Below are 22577 nucleotides of genomic sequence, written 5' to 3'. Positions count from 1 at the left end.
GTGTCCCCGAATCCCTGGGTGACATGCACTAGCGGCTCTTCGAGGCAAGGATGAAGATCACCGTTCATGCCGTGGGCCGGATGAAAGCCGGCCCCGAGAGAGAACTCGCCGACCGCTATTTCGAGCGCTTCGCTAGGAGCGGCCCGGCGGTGGGGCTGGAATATGCCGGCCTTGTCGAGATTGCCGAAGGCCGCGCCCAGACCGCCAACGAGCGCCGGCGCGAGGAAGGCCAGAAGCTGCAGACGATGCTGCAGCAAGGCACGGCGCTGATCCTGCTCGACGAGCGCGGCAGGAGCTTCTCCTCCGAGGAATTCGCCGGCCGCCTCGGCCTGCTGCGCGACAGCGGCCGCAAGGCGCTGGTGATCGCCATCGGCGGCGCCGACGGCCACGACCAGTCGCTGCGCGACCAGGCCGATCTGGTGGTCTCGTTCGGCGCGCTGACCTGGCCGCATCAGCTGGTGCGGGTGATGCTGGGCGAGCAGCTCTACCGGGCCGCGACGATTCTTGCTGGACACCCCTACCATCGTTCCTGACGTCGCGGCCAAAGGACACGCCAGGGTCAGCACGCTCGGCCCAAGCTTTCCGGCGGCCGGATCGGCGTCATGAGCATCCTGCATGATCGGATGGACGTGCCTGTACGCCTGGCCGAGGAACTTGAGGACCCTGGAAGCGCGATCGGAAGATGCGTAGTTCTCCGAATTTCCGCCTCAATGGCCCGACATCACGGTAGTTGTGGGTTCTCCATCATGGTTGATGGTTCGTTAACGAAGCGGCGGATAGAGTCTGGGCCTGATGTCTGAAGGCTGGAATTCGAGAACGCGCGCCTGGCGCAGCCGCTGCGGCCTGACATTTGTCGCCGCGCTGATTGCGTTCCGTCCGGCCCTGGCGGCGGAAAACACCCGTGATCCAGCGCCCGATCCCGACCGGAGCCGGGCCGAATACGAACAGGTCTCGAAGGAAATCACGCTCTCGTCCGAGCGGCTGGCCAAGCTCGCCGCCGACATTGCGGCGGTCAAGAAGGACCATGCCTCGATCACCGCGGCGTTGATCCAGTCGGCGATGACCGAGCAGAAGCTCGGCCAGGACATCGAGGACATCGGCGCCAAGCTGGAAGGCCTGAAAGCGGAAGAGCAGAAGATACGTGCCTCGCTGGCGGCGCGGCGCGACGTGCTGGCCGAAGTGCTGGGCGCGTTGCAGCGCATGGGGCTCAATCCGCCGCCGGCGATCCTGGTCAAGCCGGAGGACGCGCTGTCGTCGGTGCGCAGCGCCATCCTGCTCGGCGCGGTGGTGCCGGAATTGCGCCAGCAGACCGAGGTGCTGCTCGCCGACCTCAAGGAACAGACGCGGGTGACGACCTCGATCGAGGCGGAGCGGGCCAGGCTGACGACGGCGGTCGGCGAACAGGCGGCGGAAAAGAAGCGGCTGAGCATGCTGCTCGAGGCCAAGCAGAAGCTTCAGGCCGACACCGAGACGGAGATCGCCGCCGAGAAGCAACGCTCACAGGTACTGGCCGCCAGGGCGGGCAGCCTCAAGGAACTGATCGCCTCGCTGGAGGCCGACAAGGCACGCAGGGCGACGGACCAGGCCAAGGCGGCCGAGCGCAAATCGGCCGATGGCGACAAGGCTCCGGGAGGAGACGGCAAGACGCCGGCGCCGGCGGAATTGGCCGCGCTGCCGGTGCCGGAAGGCAACCGGCTCACGGCCGCAGCGCCGTTCTCGGCGCTGCAAGGACAGATCGCGCTGCCGGTGACCGGCAAGATCAAGCGGCGCTTCGGCGCCGATGACGGTAACGGCGCGGTGATGCAAGGGGACATGGTTGCGACACAATCGGGAGCCATCGTCACCGCGCCGGCGGATGGAAATGTGCTTTATGCGGGGCCGTTTCGCTCTTATGGTCAACTCTTGATCCTCAATGCCGGCGACGGGTATCATGTCGTCTTGGCTGGGATGAGCAGAATCAGCGTCGCGACTGGCCAGTCGGTGCTCGCAGGAGAACCGGTCGGCGCGATGGGAGAGGCCCGGGTGGCGAGCACCTCGGCCTCGCAGAATGGAAATGCCACGCCGGAGCTCTATGTCGAGTTCCGCAAGGATGGAAAACCCGTCGATCCGACCCCATGGTGGGCGGACCGTTTTTCTGGAAGGACGTGAAATGATGCGGAAACTTTCGCTTCTGTTCGCCGGCGCGCTGATGGGCGCGTCAGCGATGAGCCTGGTCTACGGCGCGCCAGGCTCGACGGCGAACGCTGCGGGCTCCGAGACCTACAAGCAACTGGCGATCTTCGGCGACATTTTCGAGCGCGTGCGGGCGCAGTACGTGACGCCGCCGGACGACAAGTCGCTGGTCGAGAACGCCATCAACGGCATGCTGGCCTCGCTCGATCCGCACTCGTCCTACATGAACGCCGAGCAGGCGCAGGACATGCGCGTGCAGACCAAGGGCGAGTTCGGTGGCCTCGGCATCGAGGTCACCATGGAGAACGACCTGGTCAAGGTGATCACGCCGATCGACGATACGCCGGCCGCCAAGGCGGGCGTGCTGGCCGGCGACTACATCGCCAAGATCGACGGCGAGGAGGTGCGCGGCCTGACCCTCAACGACGCCGTCGAGAAGATGCGCGGACCGGTCAACACGCCGATTAAGCTGACCATCCTGCGCCAGGGCGCCGACAAGCCGATCGAGCTCACGGTGGTGCGCGACATCATCAAGGTCAAGGCCGTCAAGTTCCGCGTCGAGAACGACGTCGGCTACATGAAGATCACCTCGTTCACCGAGAAGACCTACGACGATCTCGAGAACGCCATCGACACCATCAAGAAGCAGGTGCCGGCCGACAAGCTCAAGGGCTATGTGCTCGACCTGCGCCTCAATCCGGGCGGCCTGCTCGACCAGGCGGTGAGCGTGTCGGATGCCTTCCTCGACCGCGGCGAGATCGTCTCGACGCGCGGCCGCGATCCGAAGGACGTCACCCGCTTCGACGCGAGGGCGGGCGACGACATCGGCGGCAAGCCGCTGATCGTGCTGGTCAATGGCGGTTCGGCGAGCGCGTCGGAAATCGTCGCCGGCGCGCTGCAGGACCTGCGCCGCGCCACCGTGGTCGGCACCCAGTCCTTCGGCAAGGGTTCGGTGCAGACCATCATCCCGCTCGGCGAGAACGGCGCGCTCAGGCTGACCACGGCGCTCTATTACACGCCGTCCGGCAAGTCGATCCAGGGCAAGGGCATCACGCCCGACATCAAGGTCGAGCAGCCGCTGCCGGCGGACCTGCAGGGCAGGGACCTGACGCGCGGCGAATCGGACCTCAAGGGCCATATCAAGGGCGCCGACGAGAGCTCGACCGGCTCCGGCTCGGCCGCCTATGTGCCGCCGGATCCGAAGGACGACCTGCAGTTGATCTATGCCGAGCAGTTGCTGCGCGGCCAGAAGACTGATCCGGCGTTCCCACCGAATCCGCAGAAGGCCGTGCTCAACCAGTAAGGATTCGGCGGACCAGGCCAAGAGGTCTGGCCGCCTGATCGAAGCAATGCGATGCTGCCGGGACCGCGAGGTTCCGGCAGTTTGATTCGGGGGTCGCGGCCGGCGCGCCGCGCCCGAGGCGTGGCAGGCGCCGAGGAGACTTGGATTGGCGTGGCGTTCCGGGAGGTGAGCCCACCTGCCGGTCCCAACGCTTCGGGGTTGCGGCTTGGTGGACATCGGCAAGGACATAGAACGACCGCTCGGGCAGGCTCCCAGGCCGCAGCGTGTTGCCTCGCGCGGCATCAGCACCGGCGCGGTCGCGGCGACGCTCGCCGTGCTTGCGGTGATCGGCGTCTCCGGCGCGATCGCCTTGCGCGAAAAACCGTTCCGCAAGCCGCAAGAGGTCGCGGTGTCGACGCCGAAGGTGACGCCGGCCCCGGCCGCGACGCCTGCCCCGGCACCCGCCGCGGAGACAGCGACGGCGGCACCCAAGGTCGAAACGCCCAAGGCCGGCGGACCGCAGATCATCCATGTCCAGACCGAGGAAGGCGACGGCCCGCCCAAGGCGGCCATCGTCATCCGCGATCCTTCAGCGATCGGCCAGAACCTGAAGATCGCGCATATCCCCGACAAGGCGTTGATCGAAGCCAGCGACACCGGCCCGCTGCCGGTCCGCGCCGCCGACGGCAGGCGGCCGTTCGACGTCTATGCGCGGCCATGGTCGGGATCGCGGGGCGCGCGCGTGGCGATCGTCATCGGCGGGCTCGCCGTCTCCCAGACCGGCACGCAGGCGGCGATCGCCAAATTGCCGGCCGAGGTGACGCTGGCCTTCGCGCCGCAAGGCAACAGCATCGGCCGCTGGATGCAGGCGGCGCGGCAGAGCGGGCACGAGATCGTCATGCAGGTACCGCTCGAGCCGTTCGACTATCCCAACGTCAATCCCGGCCGCAACACGCTGACGGTGGCGGCGAGCCCGGACGAGAACCTGAAGAACCTGCACTGGGCGCTGTCACGGACGACCAACTATACCGGCGTCATGAATTACATGGGCGCACGCTTCTCGGCCGATCCAGGGGCGATGGCGAGTTTCATGGCGGAGCTCGGCAAAAGGGGGCTCGCCTATGTCGATGACGGCTCGTCGGCGCGCAGCCTGGCGCCCGACCTGGCACTGAAGGACGGCGTGCCCTTCGTCGCCGGCGACACATCGATCGACGCTGTGCAGGATCGTGGCGCGATCCTGAAGAAGCTGGACGAACTGGAAGCCACCGCGCGGGCGAAGGGCACGGCCGTCGGCATCGGCTCGGCCTTCGATCTCACCGTCGATACGGTTTCGGCCTGGGTGGCCGAGGCGAGGAAGCGCGGCATCGAGATCGTGCCGATTTCGGCGGTAGCCATCGATCCGCAAAAAGGGTGAATAGTGAATAGTGAATAGTGAATAGTGAAGGGTTTCGGTGCCGTGATCTGATTCTGCCAGCTATAGGTACTCACTACTCACTACTCACTACTCACTACTCACTACTCACTACTCAGACGTCACGCCGCAGCGCAGAAGGTCCGACGATGGCCAAGAATATCGATCCCGAGACCCTGCCTTACCGTCCCTGCGTCGGCCTGATGATCCTCAATGGCGACGGGCTGGTCTGGGTCGGCCATCGCATCGCCGAGCCCGACAGCGAGTTCGCCGGCACGACGCAGCTCTGGCAGATGCCGCAAGGCGGCATCGACAAGGGCGAGGAACCGCTCGATGCGGCGGGACGGGAACTCTATGAGGAAACCGGCATGCGCTCGGTCTCGCTGCTCGCCGAGGCGCCGGAATGGATCAACTACGATTTGCCGGCGCACCTGGTCGGCGTTGCCTTCAAGGGGCGCTATCGCGGCCAGACGCAGAAATGGTTCGCCTATCGCTTCCACGGCGACAGCGGCGAAATCCAGATCAACCCGCCGCCGGGCGGCCACACCGCCGAGTTCGACAAATGGGCCTGGCGGCCGATGCAGGACCTGCCCGGGCTGATCGTGCCGTTCAAGCGCAAGGTCTATGAAGAGGTGGTGGCGGCGTTCCGGCATCTCGTCCCGTAGAGGCGCGTTCGATCGCACTGTTCGGGATCGGGCACTCTTGATATTGATGCCGGTACGCCGCAAGTACCAGAGGCTGACATGAACCATGCATGGCAAGAGCATCATAGGGGAGCGCCGGCGCTGCCCCTCACCTGCCTGCCGGCATCCTCTCCCCGTATAGTGACGGGGAGAGGGAAGCTTTCCGCGCCGATTTCGCTAATCGCCAACGCTAGAGGTAGACAACCGAGGCTGCGGCCAGCCCCTTCTCCCCGTTACTATACGGGGAGAATTGCCCGGCAGGGCGATGAGGGGCGGCGCCGGCGTCGGCAATCGCGCGTCTTCGCAACAGGCGCAACCCTGGCGCGGTCGCCTCGATGAGTGGCGACAAGGCGCCTTTGCCGCAAGCGCCTGACGCGGGTAGCTGCATGCCTAGCGAGGCCACAGCCGGGGCGATCCTGACCATCGATCTTGGCGCCATCAGGGAAAACTACCGGCGGCTGCAGGCGCGACTCGGCGCCGCGCAATGTGCCGGCGTGGTCAAGGCGGACGGCTATGGGCTGGGCGCCGCCGAAGTGGCGCGGGCGCTGGCGGCGGAAGGCTGCACGAGCTTTTTCATTGCGCTGCTCGCCGAAGGCGTGGCGCTGCGCCGGGCGCTCGGCCCCGGACCGGCGATTTATGTGCTGAACGGGCTGCCGCCCGGCTCGGAAAACGAGGCGGTCGAAGGCGAACTTGCTCCCGTCATCAACAGCACCGCGCAGCTCAAGGCCTGGGGCGAGGCCGGCCTGGCTGCCGGCCGCAAGCTGCCGGCCGCGATCCAGGTCGACAGCGGCATGTCCAGGCTCGGCATGCCGCCGGCGGAGGTCGAGGCGCTGAGCCGTGAGCCGACTTCCTTCGACGGCGTTGCGGTCACCCTCGTCATGAGCCATCTCGCCTGCGCCGACGAGCCGGCGCATCCGGCCAACGAGCGGCAGTGGCTGGCCTTCGAGCGGTTGCGCAAGATGCTCCCCGAGGCGCCGGCTTCGCTCGCCAACTCCTCCGGCATCTTCCTCGGACCGGCCTTCCATTTCGATCTCGTGCGCCCCGGCGCGGCGCTCTATGGCATCAATCCGACGCCGGCGGAGCCGAATCCGATGCTGCCGGTGGTGCGGCTGCAGGCCAAGGTGGTGCAGACGCGAAGCGTCGAGAAAGGCGCCGGCGTCGGCTACGGCCACACCTATCGCGCGGAGGATCCGCTTGGGCTGGCGACGATCTCTCTCGGCTATGCCGATGGCTGGCATCGCCGCGCAGCCTCGGCCGCCTGGTTCGAAAACGTGCGGCTGCCCTTTGTCGGGCGGGTGTCGATGGATTCGATCATCCTCGACATTTCCGCGCTGCCGCAAGGCAAGCTCGGCGCGGGCGACCTGGTCGAGCTGCTCGGACCGTCGCAAAGCGTCGACGACGCGGCCGGCCATGCGGGCACGATCGGTTATGAGATCTTGACCAGCCTCGGGCCGCGCTTTCACCGGCGCTATACCGGCTGAACGAGTGCCTTGCTTGACAAGCAGGCGCTTCTCGGCAAGGGTTCCGGGATGAGCAACCTCGCCCATACCAGAACCTTTTTCAGGGTCTGCCCCATCGCGGGAGCGTAGCCCCGGCCCGGCCACCAAGCTGGCGGCCGCCTGAACCGGGGCATTTGAATTCCATACATCGCCATTGAGTCGGCCGGCCTTGTGCGGCTGCCGGCTTTGTCCGCCGCCCCTGATCTGGCGCCAGCGCAGTCGTCCTGCGCCGAGCCATGAGGTTTGCCATGCCTGCAACAACTCCATCACGTTACCGAAACCTGCTCCTCGCAGCGACGCCGATCATAACAGGCTGACCGGCCTAGCCAGAGCCTGTCTCGACCGGGCGCCCGACATTGCCGAGGGTCTGCTCGCGGAAATGGACCGCGCCAGGGTCGCGGCAGCGGCGTCCATGCCGGCAGATGTAGTGCGGATGGGCTCGACAGTGACTATGCGCAACAGCGATGGAAGTTGCCAACGCGTCACGCTGGTCTATCCGGGCGAAGCCGACATCGCCGAGAAGCGCATTTCGGTGCTGACGCCGCTCGGAACAGCGCTGATCGGAGCGCGTGCCGGCGGGTCGGTGCACTGGCAAAGCCGTGACGGCCGGGTCCTGTCGGGCACAATCGACGCTGTCGAGCAACTCCCGTCCGGGAGGCCGTCATGACCAAGACCATCTACTGCGTCACGACGAAGGATTTGGGGATGATTGAGGTGATGCTGTTGCGCAGGCGCGCCTTTGCCGATCCGATCGTGCCAGTGCTCGAGCGCAAGCTCTCGCAGAGCAGCATTGTTCCGGTCGACCTGGTCGGGCCCGACTTGGTGACGTTGGCCAGCCGCGTGACTTTTTGCATAGATGGCGGCCCGGCGGAGACGCGAACGCTGGTGCAGAGCGAAACATTCGCTTCCATAGGGGCCGGCCTCTCCGTCAGCACGTGGCGGGGCCTCAGCCTACTCGGCATGAGGAAAGGCCAGAGCCTACTGGTCGAACGGCCCGACGGCAGGAACGAGTGGATTGTGGTCGAAGACGTACCTTACCAGCCTGAGGCTGCGCGACGAGCAGCTCGGAACGTCGGCGGACGTCTGTCGCAGGGCCTGACCCTTGTCCACAGCGCCTCAGCGACCAGCAGGCCCCTTGGCGAGACGGGCAAAATCCGGCAGACAGAGGAAGACGATCCGGGCCCTTCGGCGGCATGATCGGCCTTTGAGGGAGCAAGCGATGAAGATCTTCGTGCTGGGCGGCGGCGTGATCGGGGTCACCACCGCCTACTTCCTCGCCGAGGCCGGCCACGAAGTGACGGTGTTCGACCGCCAGAAAGGTCCGGCGCTGGAAACCAGCTTCGCCAATGCCGGCGAGGTCTCGCCGGGTTATGCCTCGCCCTGGGCCGGCCCCGGCATTCCGCTGAAGGCGATCAAATGGCTGCTGATGAAGCATGGTCCGCTGGTGGTGCGCCCGGCCTTCGACCCGCATATGTGGACCTGGCTGCTGAAAATGCTGCGCAACTGCACGGCCGAGCGTTATGCGCTCAACAAGTCGCGCATGGTGCCGCTTGCCGAATACAGCCGCGACACGCTGAAGGCGCTGCGCCAGGCGACCGGCATCGCCTATGACGAGCGTTCCAAGGGCACGCTGCAGCTTTTCCGGACGCAAAAGCAGCTCGACGGCACCGGTGGCGATGTCGAGGTGCTGAAGAAATACGGCGTCCCCTATGAAGTCCTCGATCCCGAAGGCTGCATCGCGGCCGAGCCGGCGCTGGCCAACGTGCGCGGCAAGTTCGTCGGCGGCCTCAGGCTGCCGGGTGACGAAACCGGCGACTGCAAGATGTTCACCGACCGCCTTGCCGAGCTCTGCGTGGCGCGCGGCGTGACCTTCGAATACGACACGCTGATCAGGCGCATCATCCGCAGCCGCAACCGCGTCCACAACATGCATACCAGCACGGGCTGGAGGGCGGCGGATGCCTATGTGATGGCGATGGGCAGCTACTCGGCGCAGGCGATGCGCTGGCTGAAACGGCCGATCCCGGTCTACCCGGTCAAGGGCTATTCGATCACCGTGCCGATCAAGGATGCCGAGGCGGCGCCGGTTTCGACCGTCATGGACGAGACCTACAAGGTGGCGATCACCAGGCTCGGCGACCGCATCCGCGTCGGCGGCACGGCGGAGATTTCAGGCTTCGACATGAGGCTGCACGAATCGCGCCGGCGCACGCTGGAGCATTCGGTCGGCGATCTCTTTCCGGGCGGCGGCGATCTCAAGGCCGCAACCTTCTGGTGCGGCTTGCGGCCGATGACGCCGGACGGGCCGCCGCTGGTCGGCCGCAGCGAGCTGTCCAACCTCTATCTCAACACCGGCCACGGCACGCTCGGCTGGACCATGGCCTGCGGCTCGGCGAAGGTGCTGGCAGACATCATCTCCAGCCGGGTGCCCGAGATCAACGCCCACGACCTCGGGCCGGAACGCTACCTGAAGTAGGGCAACTGCTCCTTCAGGTGTCCCCAGGACCGCAGCGCGCTTTTGGGGCGACCTGCCTTAAAACGCCTGCTTCACCCAGCCCTCTCTGAACAGCAGCCGGTAGGCCCAGGGGATGGTCACGTTGGTGGCGACCGGCTTTGCATGGGCAAGATAGTCGTCATAGACCGGTTTCATCCTGGCGTAGAAGGCGGGGTCGAGAACGGTCATGCCGTTCTCCGAATCGTGGAAGAAGCTGCGGTTGTTGAGGTTGACCGATGAGATCGTCACCAGCCTCTCATCGATCATCATGATCTTGGAATGCAGCACCACGTCGGGCGCCTTGAATTCGCGGATGTCGATGCGGTCGCCATACTTCTCGACGAACAGCTTGTTGAGTGCGGTGAGGAACTTGCCGCCGATGTCGCCCTTGAGGTCGATGCGGCCGACAATGTCGATCTTCACGCCTCTGGCCAGCGCCCGGTCGAAGGCCAGCGCGAGCTTCGGCGTCAAATTCAGGTAAGGGTTGACGATCTGGATATGGTGCTCGGCGGTGTCGATCAGCTCGACGAAATAGCTCTCCAGCGCATGCCCGTCCTCATAGGGCACGGAGATGAAGTGTCGGGCGACGCCTTGCGGCGGCCGGCCGCTGGCGCGGACCGGGATCGAAAACGGTCGCGAGATGTTGGTGTCGGCGTCGCGCAGCCACACGGTCGAAAGATGTGCAGCCAGCGTCTCGACGGTCGACGGATCGGCGATCTCGACGTCGAAATCGCTCCAGTTCGAATAGTAGTTCAGCGAGAAGCCGTCGGTCCTGCCGTATTGCTGCAGGTCCGGATAGCGCGACAGGTCGACCGGCTTGTGGAACAGGAAGCCGTCATGGATGTTGCGGCCGCCGATGATGACGCGCGAGCGGCCGGGATCTTCGGCCAGCGTCGCCAGCATCTTGACGTGATGGGTCTTGTGCAACTGTGAGATCTGCTCGTCGATCGGCGCACCATGGTCGGCCCGCCAGCGGTATTCCTGAAGCTGGACATTGGGGAATTCGGCCGCCAGCCGGTGCAGCAGGGCGTCGTCCTTCTCGCGCTCCAGCACATCGGTCACCAGGATGCGCACCTTGGTGCCCGAGGCGGCATGATGGCGGATCAGCCGCTCGATGATGCGGCCGGAAAAGTCCGCCTTGAACTCCAGCGACGATAGATAGATCAGCCTGAGTTTCGGCGCGTGCGAGAAATCGAGCGGCAGCTCGGGATCGGCCTTGTCGAACGCGCTGTCGGGAAGCCGCTCTCCCAGCAGCGCCTCGACCTTGGCGTTGAAGCCGTCGCGCGACTTGCGCAGCAGCAGCGGTTTGCCAAGTGGCAGCGCGCAAGTCTGCGACAGCCAGCGGCCGGCGTAGAAAACGCGGTCGAGCTCCTTGAGCCCATCGGGATCGGGCACCGGGCAGCGGTCGTAGCGGCTGTCGAGGCCGGCGACCCAAGGGTCGGCAACCTCCTCGCGGAAAATGGTCAGCGGCGCGCCTGCCGGCGCCAGGCCGGAGCTGACGCTGAGGTCGCAGCGGCTGAGCGCCTCGCCGGGATAGAGGCTCGCGGATGCCTCGCCCGCCGGCAGGGTGAGATGGAATGCCGAGCCCGCGGCGATGGTGCTCGATCGTCCCGACGCGCGGATCGCCAACGGCCCGTCGCAGGTGCCGCCGATGTCGAGGGGCTTCTGGCCGGCCTGGCTGAGCACAATCTCGACCGAGCGCGCCTCCAGTCCGGAAAAGCTGAATGTCTTGGGCCCGGAGGGCCGGGCGGCGGCATCGAGATAGAGTGTCTGCCGCGACATGCGCCAGCGCCCGGTGAAATGACCCTCGCCGGGTTTGCCGCGCGCCGGCGTCAACGCGGTCGTGTCGAGCGGCTTTGCCAGCTGTTGCAGCGCCCGGTAGGTCGCCTGGAAACGGCTGTTATGAATGTCGCGCCAGTCATGCCCGAAACGGCCGGTGCCGTTCGTGCGGTCGAGCGCGTCGAGCCGGCTTTGGGCCAGCAGCGCCTGGAAGCGTTTCTCGTAGGCGCTGTCGCCGGCATTGAAGTAATGCGTGGTGGCGATCGCGGCGCCGGTGCTGTCGGCCGAGATCGGCGGCCGGTCGCAGGCATCGTCGCCCGGAAAGAAAGCGCAGGCGGAGCGGCCGGGCATGCCGGCGCAGCCGGCCATCGCCGCGAGCGCCAATCCGAACAGCGCTTTTGTTGCCGCGGACCTTACGTTCACCCGGTCGCCCCGTTCATCGCCTTGAGCTGAGCGGGGTCGCGCGGCGGCATGAAGCCTTGCGGAAAGACCTTGCAGACCGGGACGGCGAAAGTGGCGATCAAAAGCTCGGCCTCGTTGCGCATCGTCCTCGGGGCGGTCTTGTCGTCGCGGATCACTTTCGCCGAGGCGACAAGCGCACCGTCGCAGTCGCAATGGTTGCGGCGGGCGATGTAGCAGGCGTCGTGGACCTGGCAAGCGGCGTCGAGGCGGCCGACCGGCCGCAGCGACAGATCGCCGGAGCGGGTCCCCGGCCCGCAATAATTGCCGAAGACGAAAGCCGAGGGGCGCGCCATCGCAGTGCGGATCGGCTTCGGAAGTTCAGCCTCCGGCACTTTCGTCCACGGGTTGGCGCAAGCCGAGAGGAAGGCCAGCGGCAGGATGGCAAGAACGGCTCGCATTTTATCCGCGCCAGCTTTCTGAATGACTTTCCCACGCGGGCTATCGTTCCCGCGCCGACGGCCGCGTGCCTGATGCCACACTGGCCGGTTTTGTGGCAAGTAAAAGGCCGCGTGTATCGCCCGATTGTGATATGCCGCCTTGTCCCATCCACCCGGGCATAGCTCCCGTCTTGGCATTTCGCGAGCATCGTGATGCGTTTCTGCTTTCTGACTACCAGTGTTGGATTTCTGTTCTACGCCTCCGTGGTCAGCGCCGCGGACAAGACCGTCCACGACCAGCAGAACGGGTTTTCTCTGACCTTTCCAGAGGAATGGATCAACGAGCCGCTCTCCGAAGAAGAGATACGGCTGAGCGTGAAATTTGCCGATCTCATCTGCATGGTATCGGCTTCATTTTACGATCAATCGGCACCGGGCTCGCCGTCCGATACGGGCAAATTCATGGAGGGCTGGTCGATGAATAATTGGGAAAAGACAATAGGCACCTCATTCAGCACAGCCGATTTCAGCAATGATAGCCTTGCAAGGTTTCCCGACGGCTACCCCGTCCGCCTGGCCGACGTGGACTTCACGGTTCTCAGCGGGAATGCCACCTTTTATGGCCATTCCAGGTTCGCGTTCTCCGTCCGGGCGCGCGCTACGGTTATGTGAACTGCGGCGTGATGGGCGAGAGCGCCGAGCAGGTGGCGCGGATGTGGGCGCCGCTGGCGGACAAGGCTGAACGAGTGGTGAATTCGTTCATTCTCGACACGCCTTGAAACACGAACTGCGTTGCAGGCTTGTGAAATCAGCTAAACAGGCCGCGCTCCCGCTCCACCGCCCTGTTGATGAAATTGGCGACGAGCTGGACGCGACGCAGCGGCCTCACCGATTCGTGATAGACCAGCCAGTAGGCGCGGCGGATCGGCGCCACGATATCGACCGGCACCAGCTCCGGCATCGAGCGGGCGACGAAAGTGTGCAGGATGCCGATGCCGGCGCCGGAGCGCACCGCTTCGGCCTGGCCGAGCGCCGAGGAGATGGCGAAGCTCGAACTCCAGTCGGCGCTGAACTCGGCGGCATAGTCGAGCGAAGGGCTGACGATGAGGTCGGGCACGTAGCCAATCAGCGTGTGCCGGCCGAGCTCGGCCGCTGTCGCCGGCAGACCATTGGCTTCGGCATAGGCGCGCGAGGCGAACAGGCCGAGCGTGTAGTCGACCAGCTTTCCCGCCACCAGCCGGCCTTCGGTCGGGCGTTCCACGGTAATGGCGATGTCGGCCTCGCGCCGCGACAGCGAAAACGAGCGCGGCACCGGCACAAGCTGGATGGTGAGCTCGCGGTGGAGGGCGGTCAGTTCTCCCAGCCGTTTTGCCAGGAAGGCGACGCCAAAACCGTCCGGCGCGCCTATGCGCACCGTGCCCGAGACATCGTCGCCTTCGCCGGCAATGGTCGCACGCGCTGCGATCATGTCGCTTTCCATGCGCTCGGCAATGTCGAGGAAACGCTCGCCGGCCGGCGTCAGCTCGCTGCCGGTGGTCAGGCGGCGGAAGAGTTTTGTGCGCAGCGCGTCCTCGAGCGCGGCGATGCGGCGCGAGACGGTGGCATGGTTGAGCTCCAGGCGTTTCGCCGCGCCGAGGATCTGGCCGGCGCGCGCCACGGCGAGGAAGATGCGGACGTCATCCCAGTTCATGGGAGTGACCTTGATGACAACTCACCCTGAAAAATCCTTCACGACACGGCAGCTCGCTATTTGCGAGAATTAATGCACAGTCGGCTGCCGTTGTCCATTTCCTGCACAACGGTTGCGATTCCGCTCGCGTTGCCATCGCCGCCGCAAAGGCGGACAATGCCTCATCACCAAAACAGGGAGAGAAACCATGATCGACTACGGTCATTTCATCGGCGGCAAGCGTGTCGCCGGCACCAGCGGCCGCAAGCAGGACGTGATGCAGCCGATGGACGGTTCCGTGCGCGGCACGGTGGCGCTGGCTTCGCAGGCGGAACTGCGCGCCGCTGTCGAAGACGCCAAGGCGGCGCAGCCCAAGTGGGCGGCCACCAACCCGCAGCGCCGCGTGCGCGTGCTGATGAAGTTCCTCGAACTGGTCCAGCGCGACTATGACGAACTGGCCGACATCCTGGCGCGCGAGCACGGCAAGACCATCGCAGACGCCAAGGGCGACATCCAGCGCGGCCTCGAAGTGGTTGAAGTCTGCATCGGCGCGCCGCACATGATGAAGGGTGAGTTCACCGACGGCGCCGGCCCCGGCATCGACGTCTATTCGATGCGCCAGCCGCTCGGCGTCGTCGCCGGCATCACGCCGTTCAACTTCCCGGCGATGATCCCGCTGTGGAAAATCGCGCCGGCGATCGCCTGCGGCAATGCCTTCATCCTGAAGCCGTCGGAGCGCGATCCTGGCGTGCCGATCCGCATCGCCGAGCTGTTCATCGAGGCTGGCCTGCCTGCCGGCATCCTCAACGTCGTCAACGGCGACAAGGAAGTGGTCGACGCCATCCTCGACGATCCCGACATCAAGGCCGTCGGCTTCGTCGGTTCGACGCCGATCGCCCACTACATCTATTCGCGCGGCACCGCCGCCGGCAAGCGCGTGCAGTGCTTCGGCGGCGCCAAGAACCACATGATCATCATGCCCGACGCCGACATGGACCAAACTGTCGACGCGCTGATCGGCGCCGGCTACGGCTCGGCCGGCGAGCGCTGCATGGCGATCTCGGTGGCGGTTCCCGTCGGCAACGATACCGCCAACCGGCTGATGGAAAAGCTGGTGCCGCGCGTCGAGAGCCTGAAGGTCGGCCCGTCCACCGATTCCTCGGCCGATTTCGGCCCGCTGGTGACGGCGCAGGCGCTGGAGCGCGTCAAGGGTTATGTCGACATCGGCGTCAAGGAAGGCGCGAAGCTCGTCGTCGACGGCCGCGGCTTCAAGATGCAGGGCTATGAGAACGGCTACTATATGGGCGGTTGCCTGTTCGACAACGTCACCGCCGACATGCGCATCTACAAGGAAGAGATTTTCGGCCCGGTGCTCTCCGTGGTGCGCGCGCCGACCTACGAGAACGCCATCAAGCTCGCCAACGACCACGAGATGGGCAATGGCGTCGCCATCTTCACCCGCGACGGCGACGCCGCGCGCGACTTCGCATCCAGAGTCCAGGTCGGCATGGTCGGCGTCAACGTGCCGATCCCGGTGCCGATCGCCTACTACACGTTCGGCGGCTGGAAGGCCTCGTCCTTCGGCGATCTCAACCAGCACGGCCCGGATGCGTTCCGCTTCTACACCAAGACCAAGACGGTCACCTCGCGCTGGCCGTCCGGCATCAAGGACGGTGCCGAGTTCGTCATCCCGACGATGAACTAGCCGGACGGTTTACTGCTTGCGCGTCCTCGCCGCGATGCGGCTGCGGGCGCGCGGGCAGGCATCAAGGATGGTGCCGAGTTCGTCATCCCGACGATGAACTGATCCAGATCCGACGACCGACTGATAAAGGCCCGGCCATCGCCGGGCCTTTACGCTTTCCGATCGCGGCCGGTATCCGCCAAAACACCGATGTGATGGAACCAAGCGGGCTCGATCCGTCTTAGGTTGTATTCCTGCAAACTTGCAGGCCAATCCAACAGCGCCGGTGGCTGCCGGGGTTCTCGTCTGGCGCAAGGAGTTGTCAGATGACACGACGTCTTTTGGCGGGAACGTGCTTTGCGGTGTTTGCGATATGCGGTGGTGTCGCGCAGGCCGTTGCGGGGGGACAATGCGCCGCGCGTGCCGACGTCATCAAGGCGCTCGGCGAGAAGTTCCATGAAAGCGAGGCCGCGCGCGGTCTGGTCAACCCGAATGTGATTCTCGAAATCTTCGTGTCGGAAAAGGGCACTTGGACCATCCTGGCCACCGACACGCACGGCCTGAGCTGCATCATCACGGCGGGCGACGGTTGGGACGGAGCCATGATGGCGGCTGCCCTGCCGGGCACCTGAGCGGACGTCGTTCCCGCTGTCGTAGGGAGGCGGCCCGCGGCCGGGTCTTTTGGCATTTCGAATGGATTGCGGGCGCCCGAAAGGGTGCCCGCTTGTGCTTTGCCTTCGCCGTCACCATATATGGAACATAATGGGAACATCCGGAAGGTTCCCATTGGTGGCAGACCGGAACGCAGAAAGGAACGACGCGATGATGACGTCGGAACCGGGCTGGGCCGCTCCGGCAAAATGAGGCTGTCTCCTTTTGCCGGGACGCGATGGCAAAAGGAGGTGCCCCATGGCACGCAAATCCCTGTTGGGTTGGGTGAGAAACCTGGTTCTTGCCAGCGCGCTGGCGATGGGTACGAACAGCGCCGGCGCTCAATATCAAAACTGTGCCGAACACAGCGCTCTGGTTACCCACCTGAGCGAGAACTTCCAGGAACGGCAGTTTGCCTTCGGGCTGATCGGCCAAGTCGCGATCATGGAAATGTTTGTCGGCCAGAGCGGAACGTGGACCATCATCGTCACTGACGTTACCGGCACGAGCTGCATAATCGCCGCCGGCAACAGTTGGGAAAGCGTGGCGGCGCCGGCCGACCATAGCGCGCGATACTGAGATCGAGCATCGCTCAGCGGGTGGCGGCCACCTCGGCATGGCTGCGCAGCAGCGCCATCAGCCGCTTGGCATCCTTGGCCGCCCCCTCCTCGTCGCCGTCGAGGATCGAGCGGATCAGCGCGACATGATGTTCGGCCGATTCGGCCAGGCCGGTATCCGACTTGTAGCGGAACCAGAAGCGGCGGCTGTGGGTCTGCAAGGGCGCCGCCAACCGCGCCGCGAAGGGGTTGTCGGCGGCCAGTGCGAGCGCCTCGTCGAGCGCCTTGTCGGCCTGGATGAAGGCCAGCACATTGCCCGAGATGACCGCCTTCTGCATGGCAAGGGCGGCGTCGTGAAAGAGGTCGGCTGCCTCGCGGGTGACGAAACGCGCGGCCGAGCGGGCCAGCACCACCTCGACGCCGCGCCTGGCATCGAGGACACGCAGCCAGTCGCCGGGATGGAGCGGCGCAATCGCGATGCCGGCGCGCGGCCGGACATCGAGCAGGCCCTCCCAGGCCAGACGCTGGATCGCCTCGCGCACCGGCGTGCGGCCGAGCCCGAGACGCTCGATCAGCGCACCCTCGGTGACAAAGCTCGACGGCGCCAGTTCGAGCGTGACGATCATGTGCTCGAGCGCGCGATAGGCCTTCGCAGCCGCCGGCTCGAAACGAGATATATCTTCCAATAGAGCCATTGGGCCTCCTGATATATTTTCCATATATCATAGCAGATTCCGCATTGACAGCCGGTTTCCTGTTAGATATATCACTGATATATCAGATTGGAGATGATGCCATGTGGACTGGAGTTTTCCCCGCCGTCACGACCAAATTCACCGAGGACGACCGTCTCGATCATGCCGAGATGGAGCGCTGCTTTTCGCTGCAGATGGAGGCCGGCTGCGACGGCATCATCGTCTGCGGCTCGCTCGGCGAAGGGCCAATGCTGTCGCATGACGAGAAGATCGAGGTGCTGAAGACGGCGCAGCAGGTCGCCGGAGGCAAGCCGGTGCTGCTCACTGTGAACGAGCCCGGCACCCGCGAGGCGGCAAGCATCGCGCGTCGCGCCGCGCAGGCCGGAGCCAGCGGGCTGATGGTGGTGCCCAGCCCGATCTACCATACCGACCCGGCAGAGACGGCCGCCGCCCTGCGCGCCGTGGCCGAGGCCGGCGACCTGCCGGTCATGATCTATTCGAACAGGCTGGCGTACCGCGTCGACGTCACCGTCGACCTGATGGAGGAGCTGGCGTCCGACGCGCGCTTCGTCGCCATCAAGGAATCCTCCGACGACATCCGCCGCTCGACCGAGATCATCAACCGGTTCGGCGACCGCTACGACCTGTTCACCGGCGTCGACAATCTTGCCTTCGAGGCACTGTCGGTCGGCGCCATCGGCTGGGTGGCGGGGCTGGTCACCGCCTTCCCGCGCGAGACGGTGGCGATCTACCAGCTGATGAAGCAGGGCCGGCGCGAGGAGGCGCTGACGATCTATCGCTGGTTCCGGCCATTGCTCGACCTCGACGTCTCGACCTATCTGGTCCAAAACATCAAGCTTGCTGAAGTGCTGGCGATCAATACCAATGATCGCGTTCGCATGCCGCGCCGGCCGCTGTCGGGCGAGCGCCGCAAGGCGGTGGAAAAGATCGTCATGGATGCGCTGGCTGTGCGGCCGAAACTGCCGGCGCTGCAGGCGTCTCCTCGATCGGCGGACAAGCTGGTGGCAGCCGAATAGGGGTAGCATCGCGTGCAGGAAAATTCCGATGAGACCGAGGAGGGACGCCGCCCCTCATCCGCCCTTCGGGCACCTTCTCCCCGTGAACGGGGAGAAGGGCAAGACATCGCCATCATCGGCGGCGGCATCATCGGCATCTGCGCCGCCACCTACCTGACCGAGGCAGGGCGAAACGTCACGATCTTCGATCGCACGGGCATCTGCGAGGAAACGAGCTCGGGCAACGCCGCCGCCTTCGCCTTCACCGACGTGCTGCCGCTGGCGCATAAGGGCATGGTGCGGCAATTGCCGAAATGGCTTGCCGATCCGCTCGGCCCGCTCACCATTCCGCCCGCCTATCTGCCGAAGCTGCTGCCCTGGCTGATCCGCTTTTGGCGCGCCGGGCGCGGCGCCCGCTACGAGACCAGCCTTGCCGCACAGGCCGCGATGATGAGGCTTGCCGAAGCGGAGTGGATGGGCCTGCTCGACCGCTCCGGGACGAGGCCGATGCTGCGCGAGGACGGCTCGCTCGAACTCTACGAGAGCGAGGCCGAGTTCCGCGCCTCGCTTTCCGGCTGGGCGGCACGTGAGCGCTACGGCATCGGCTTCAACCATGTCGAGGGCGCGGAGATGGCTGCCCTGCAGCCGGGGCTTTCGCCGCGCTTCATCAAAGCCACCTTCGTGCCGGGCTGGAAAACGGTCTCCGACCCCAAGCTGCTCGGCAAGGCGGTCTGGGCCCACGCCGCACGGCTCGGCGCCCGCTTCGAGCACGCGCTCGTCGCGCGGATCGTGGGCGGCGCGGATGGAGCGACGATCGTGCTTGCCGACGGCTCGACCCGGAAGGCGAACCAGCTCGTCATCGCCGCTGGCGCATGGTCGCATCTTCTGGCCAGGGACCTCGGCGAGCGCATCCCGCTGGAGACCGAGCGCGGCTACAACACCACGCTGCCTAAGGCCGCGTTCGATGTCAGGCGGCAGCTGATCTTCTCCGGGCACGGTTTCGTCATCACGCCGCTGGAAACCGGCCTGCGCGTCGGCGGCGCCGTCGAACTCGGCGGCATCGAGCGCCCGCCTAATTTCGCGCGGTCGAAGGCCATGCTGGAAAAGGCCAGGCGCTTCCTGCCGGGGCTCGATCCGTCGGGCGGGCGCGAATGGATGGGCTATCGCCCGTCGCTGCCGGATTCGCTGCCCGTCATCGGCCGGGCGCGCGCGCCGAACGCTTTCTATGCTTTCGGCCACGGCCATCTCGGCCTGACCCAGGCAGCGGCAACCGGGCGCTTGATCCGCGATCTCGTTCTCGGGCAGGCTCCGCCCGTCGATCTCGCCCCCTTCAGTCCGCAGCGGTTCTGACCGGTCTCTCTTGTCTTGACGCAATTGCGGACGGAAGGTTACGGCGAAGGCGCCGAACTTAACCGCTTCACACTTTTCCTGAAATTGCTTTAGGAAGCATCATCATGGCCAAGAAAACCTTCTCCTGCATCGACGGCCACACTTGCGGCAATCCGGTCAGGCTGGTCGCCGGCGGTGGGCCGCTGCTCGAGGGCAAGACGATGATGGAGCGGCGGGCGCATTTCCTCGCCGAGTACGACTGGATCCGCACCGGGCTGATGTTCGAGCCGCGCGGCCATGACGTGATGTCGGGCTCCATCCTCTATCCGCCGACGCGCGAGGACTGCGACATCGCCATCCTGTTCATCGAGACGTCGGGCTGCCTGCCGATGTGCGGCCACGGCACCATCGGCACGGTGACGATGGCGATCGAGCATGGGCTGGTGCAGCCGAAGACGCCGGGGATCTTGCGGCTCGACACGCCGGCCGGCCTGGTCATCGCCGAATACAAGCAGGTCGGCGAGTATGTGGAGGAGGTGCGCATCACCAACGTGCCCTCCTTCCTCTATGCCGAGGGGCTGACGGTCGAGTGTCCCGGCCTCGGCGAGATCAGCGTCGACGTCGCCTATGGCGGCAATTTCTACGCCATCGTCGAGCCGCAGGCGAACTATCGCGACATGGCCGACCATTCGGCCGGCGACCTCATCGCCTGGAGCCCGGTGGTGCGGCAGCGGCTCAACGAGAAGTACTCCTTCGTGCATCCGGAGAACCCCGGCATCAACCGGCTGTCGCACATGCTGTGGACCGGCCAGCCGACCAATCCGGAAGCCGATGCGCGCAATGCCGTTTTCTACGGCGACAAGGCGATAGACCGCTCGCCTTGCGGCACCGGCACCTCGGCGCGCATGGCGCAGCTGCACGCCAAGGGCAAGCTCAAGGCCGGCGACAGCTTTGTCCACGAATCGATCATCGGTTCGCTGTTCAAGGGCAGGGTCGAAAAGGAGGTCGTCGTCGCGGACAAGCCGGCGATCGTCCCCTCGATCGGCGGCTGGGCGCGGATGACCGGGTTGAACACCATCTTCATCGACGACCGCGATCCGTTCGCGCACGGGTTCGTCGTCACCTAGAGCAATTCCAGGAAAAGTGTGTAGCGGTTAAGTTCGGCGCCTTCGCCGTAACCTTCCGTCCGGAACTGCGTAAAAAGCAAATAAGGCGACGCCGTCGCTGCTCGAGGGCGTCAGGCTTCCTCGCCGTTCGTCGAGACCTGATCGCGGAACCAGTCGGCGAAGGTGATTTCGGCGGCCGAGGGTTGCGCCGACATGGTCAGATAGTAGCCCTTGTCCGTGTCGGTCGCGATGTCGGAGACGACGACGAGATCGCCGCGCCGCAGCTCCTCGCGAAAAACCTCGATCGGGCAAAGGGCGACGCCGTGACCGGCGATGACGGCCGTCGCCAGTATGTTGAAATCGGCAAAGACAGGCCCGGTGCCCACGTCGGCCCCGGCCATGCCGGCTTGCGAGAACCACTCGCGCCAGCCCTGACGGGTCTCGTCATGCAGAAGGTCCGCCGCGGCAATCTCCGCCGGCGACCCGAGCCGGCCCTTGCGCGCCAGATAGTGCGGGCTGCAGGCGGGCCGGCTCATGCGCGAAAACAGCTTGAGGCTGGCGGCGGTGGGAGACGGGTCCGCGCCAAGCGTGATGAGGACGTCGTTGTCGTCGTCCTCGAGCCGGTCTTCGGCTTTCGCGTAGGCGACGCGGATGGCGATCTCCGGGTGGCGTTCGGTGAAGTCCGGCAAGCGCGGCACCAGCCATCGGCTGGCGATGGATGGAATGCAGCCCACCGACAGCGATGCTACGGCCGCGTTCCTGCGGATGCGCCGGCAGGCGGCGGCAAGGTCGGAGAGCGCGGCGTTCGCCGAGAGCTGCAGGGTCAGGCCGGCATCGGTCAGGCGGACCTTGCGGGCATCCCGGTGGAACAGTGGCACGCCCAACCATTCCTCCAGCCGCCTGATCTGATGGCTGATCGCCGGATGGGTGACATGCAGCTCCTCGCCGGCGGCCGAGAAGCTGAGATGGCGCGCGGCGGCCTCGAAAGCGCGGATGGCGTTCAGCGGCAGATAGTCCATTTGTAAATTTTTCTAATGTGTCTAACGAAAAACGGTCATTTGAAACCCGCCTCGGGTCGCGACATGCTGAAGGAAGCTTCGAATGTTGATCCAGAAAATAGCAGCCAAAACAGAGCGAAGCCAGATCATTCCGTCGTCGTGGTCGTCCCACGCCCCTTTCATAGAGAGAGATACCATGTTCACCAGGCAACTGGCCGATGTAGAAAAAACTGACTTCTTCGTCGACTGGGGCAACGGCACCAGCCACCGGCTGCTGACCCAGCGAGACGGCATGGGGTTCACCGTCTGTCATACAGTCGTGCGGGCAGGGAGCGAGTCGCGCCTGCAATACCGGCGGCATCTCGAGGCCTGCTATTGCATCTCGGGCCAGGGCGAAGTCGAGGATATGTCGGGCGCGATCCATCGCATCGAGCCCGGGACCATCTATGTGCTTGACGCGCATGACGATCATTACCTGCGCGCCGATGCCGCCGGCGACATGGTGCTGGTCAGCGTCTTCAACCCGCCGCTGAGCGGCACCGAGCGGCACAGCCTGAGCGGAGAAGGCGGCTCCGCCTACTGAAACTTCATGCCCCGCAAGCAACCCCAACGAGCAGGCCGGCGCTCGCCCACGGCCGAGCCGTCACACGAATGTCATATGTCAAAGAATCCCGACCTGGCGAAAGGCGAAGGAGCGCGAGACGGGCGACCTT

General features: G+C 65.4%; 22 protein-coding genes. 17 read left to right on the top strand and 5 right to left on the bottom strand.

From position 1 onward, the window contains the following. The first annotated feature begins 50 nt into the window (after positions 1-50). The 9 genes from rlmH to EN786_RS15655 all read left to right on the top strand — a co-directional run bounded on the left by rlmH (position 51) and on the right by EN786_RS15655 (position 9523). Positions 51-533 (top strand): 23S rRNA (pseudouridine(1915)-N(3))-methyltransferase RlmH, encoded by a 483-nt coding sequence (gene rlmH / locus EN786_RS15695; RefSeq protein WP_127284555.1) that lies wholly within the window; start codon positions 51-53, stop codon positions 531-533. Between the two features lie 259 nt (positions 534-792). Then, positions 793-2148 (top strand): murein hydrolase activator EnvC, encoded by a 1356-nt coding sequence (locus tag EN786_RS15690; RefSeq protein ID WP_127310252.1) that lies wholly within the window; start codon positions 793-795, stop codon positions 2146-2148. 1 nt (position 2149) lies between these two features. Then, positions 2150-3475, top strand: coding sequence for a S41 family peptidase (locus tag EN786_RS15685; protein ID WP_187331394.1), 1326 nt, complete (start codon positions 2150-2152; stop codon positions 3473-3475). A 205-nt stretch (positions 3476-3680) separates the two neighbouring features. Beyond that, positions 3681-4868: a divergent polysaccharide deacetylase family protein gene (locus EN786_RS15680; RefSeq protein WP_127310253.1), complete on the top strand. Its 1188-nt coding sequence runs from the start codon at positions 3681-3683 to the stop codon at positions 4866-4868. A gap of 146 nt (positions 4869-5014) precedes the next feature. After that, the gene (locus tag EN786_RS15675) at positions 5015-5530 is read left to right on the top strand and encodes an RNA pyrophosphohydrolase (RefSeq protein ID WP_127310254.1); all 516 of its coding nucleotides are present in this window, start codon (positions 5015-5017) and stop codon (positions 5528-5530) included. Between the two features lie 404 nt (positions 5531-5934). Further along, entirely contained in the window at positions 5935-7029 is a 1095-nt protein-coding gene (gene alr / locus EN786_RS15670; RefSeq protein WP_127310255.1) for an alanine racemase, read from the top strand. A gap of 172 nt (positions 7030-7201) precedes the next feature. Further along, on the top strand, positions 7202-7714 hold the full coding sequence (rnk, locus tag EN786_RS15665; RefSeq protein WP_348642240.1) for a nucleoside diphosphate kinase regulator: 513 nt from the start codon (positions 7202-7204) through the stop codon (positions 7712-7714). Further along, positions 7711-8244 carry a nucleoside-diphosphate kinase gene (locus EN786_RS15660; protein WP_127310257.1) on the top strand — a complete coding sequence of 178 codons (534 nt, stop codon included), beginning with the start codon at positions 7711-7713 and terminating at the stop codon, positions 8242-8244. The genes rnk and EN786_RS15660 overlap by 4 nt, the downstream gene beginning before the upstream one ends. 22 nt (positions 8245-8266) lie before the next feature. After that, entirely contained in the window at positions 8267-9523 is a 1257-nt protein-coding gene (locus EN786_RS15655; protein WP_127310258.1) for a D-amino acid dehydrogenase, read from the top strand. Positions 9524-9580: 57 nt separating this feature from the next. Here the strand turns inward: EN786_RS15655 and EN786_RS15650 are convergent, their stop codons facing one another. Further along, complete coding sequence (locus EN786_RS15650) at positions 9581-11743, bottom strand: phosphatidylserine/phosphatidylglycerophosphate/cardiolipin synthase family protein (protein WP_189524292.1); 2163 nt, start codon at positions 11741-11743, stop codon at positions 9581-9583. Further along, positions 11740-12180 (bottom strand): hypothetical protein, encoded by a 441-nt coding sequence (locus EN786_RS15645; protein ID WP_127286145.1) that lies wholly within the window; start codon positions 12178-12180, stop codon positions 11740-11742. The genes EN786_RS15650 and EN786_RS15645 overlap by 4 nt, the downstream gene beginning before the upstream one ends. A gap of 192 nt (positions 12181-12372) precedes the next feature. Between EN786_RS15645 and EN786_RS15640 the strand changes: the two genes are divergently transcribed. Continuing rightward, entirely contained in the window at positions 12373-12831 is a 459-nt protein-coding gene (locus tag EN786_RS15640; protein ID WP_245511333.1) for a hypothetical protein, read from the top strand. A gap of 136 nt (positions 12832-12967) precedes the next feature. Here EN786_RS15640 and EN786_RS15635 read toward each other — a convergent pair whose 3' ends face one another. Continuing rightward, positions 12968-13849, bottom strand: coding sequence for a LysR family transcriptional regulator (locus tag EN786_RS15635; RefSeq protein ID WP_127309973.1), 882 nt, complete (start codon positions 13847-13849; stop codon positions 12968-12970). A gap of 187 nt (positions 13850-14036) precedes the next feature. Here EN786_RS15635 and EN786_RS15630 point away from each other — a divergent pair, with 187 nt between their 5' ends. From EN786_RS15630 to EN786_RS15620, 3 genes are all read left to right on the top strand, one after another. Further along, positions 14037-15533: a CoA-acylating methylmalonate-semialdehyde dehydrogenase gene (locus tag EN786_RS15630; protein WP_127282950.1), complete on the top strand. Its 1497-nt coding sequence runs from the start codon at positions 14037-14039 to the stop codon at positions 15531-15533. A 305-nt stretch (positions 15534-15838) separates the two neighbouring features. Beyond that, on the top strand, positions 15839-16144 hold the full coding sequence (locus EN786_RS15625) for a hypothetical protein (protein ID WP_127282951.1): 306 nt from the start codon (positions 15839-15841) through the stop codon (positions 16142-16144). 277 nt (positions 16145-16421) lie between these two features. Further along, positions 16422-16742 carry a hypothetical protein gene (locus EN786_RS15620; RefSeq protein WP_127282952.1) on the top strand — a complete coding sequence of 107 codons (321 nt, stop codon included), beginning with the start codon at positions 16422-16424 and terminating at the stop codon, positions 16740-16742. 13 nt (positions 16743-16755) lie between these two features. Here the strand turns inward: EN786_RS15620 and EN786_RS15615 are convergent, their stop codons facing one another. Further along, a complete protein-coding gene (locus EN786_RS15615; protein ID WP_127282953.1) occupies positions 16756-17415 on the bottom strand; it encodes a GntR family transcriptional regulator in 660 nt (219 codons plus the stop codon). Between the two features lie 101 nt (positions 17416-17516). Between EN786_RS15615 and EN786_RS15610 the strand changes: the two genes are divergently transcribed. From EN786_RS15610 to EN786_RS15600, 3 genes are all read left to right on the top strand, one after another. Then, positions 17517-18452, top strand: a complete 936-nt coding sequence (locus EN786_RS15610; RefSeq protein ID WP_127282954.1) for a dihydrodipicolinate synthase family protein — start codon at positions 17517-17519, stop codon at positions 18450-18452. A gap of 12 nt (positions 18453-18464) precedes the next feature. Further along, entirely contained in the window at positions 18465-19781 is a 1317-nt protein-coding gene (locus EN786_RS15605) for an FAD-dependent oxidoreductase (RefSeq protein WP_127309972.1), read from the top strand. 104 nt (positions 19782-19885) lie between these two features. Continuing rightward, positions 19886-20887 (top strand): 4-hydroxyproline epimerase, encoded by a 1002-nt coding sequence (locus EN786_RS15600; RefSeq protein ID WP_127282956.1) that lies wholly within the window; start codon positions 19886-19888, stop codon positions 20885-20887. A gap of 110 nt (positions 20888-20997) precedes the next feature. On the opposite strand, the gene EN786_RS15595 is transcribed toward EN786_RS15600, so the two are convergent. After that, complete coding sequence (locus tag EN786_RS15595; RefSeq protein WP_127309971.1) at positions 20998-21885, bottom strand: LysR substrate-binding domain-containing protein; 888 nt, start codon at positions 21883-21885, stop codon at positions 20998-21000. A gap of 175 nt (positions 21886-22060) precedes the next feature. Here EN786_RS15595 and EN786_RS15590 point away from each other — a divergent pair, with 175 nt between their 5' ends. Beyond that, positions 22061-22447 carry an ectoine synthase gene (locus EN786_RS15590; protein WP_127282958.1) on the top strand — a complete coding sequence of 129 codons (387 nt, stop codon included), beginning with the start codon at positions 22061-22063 and terminating at the stop codon, positions 22445-22447. Positions 22448-22577: the final 130 nt, after the last annotated feature.

The sequence above is a fragment of the Mesorhizobium sp. M4B.F.Ca.ET.143.01.1.1 genome (assembly GCF_004792275.1).
Classification (GTDB): domain Bacteria; phylum Pseudomonadota; class Alphaproteobacteria; order Rhizobiales; family Rhizobiaceae; genus Mesorhizobium; species Mesorhizobium abyssinicae.
This window is presented reverse-complemented; position numbering and strand designations above follow the sequence as displayed.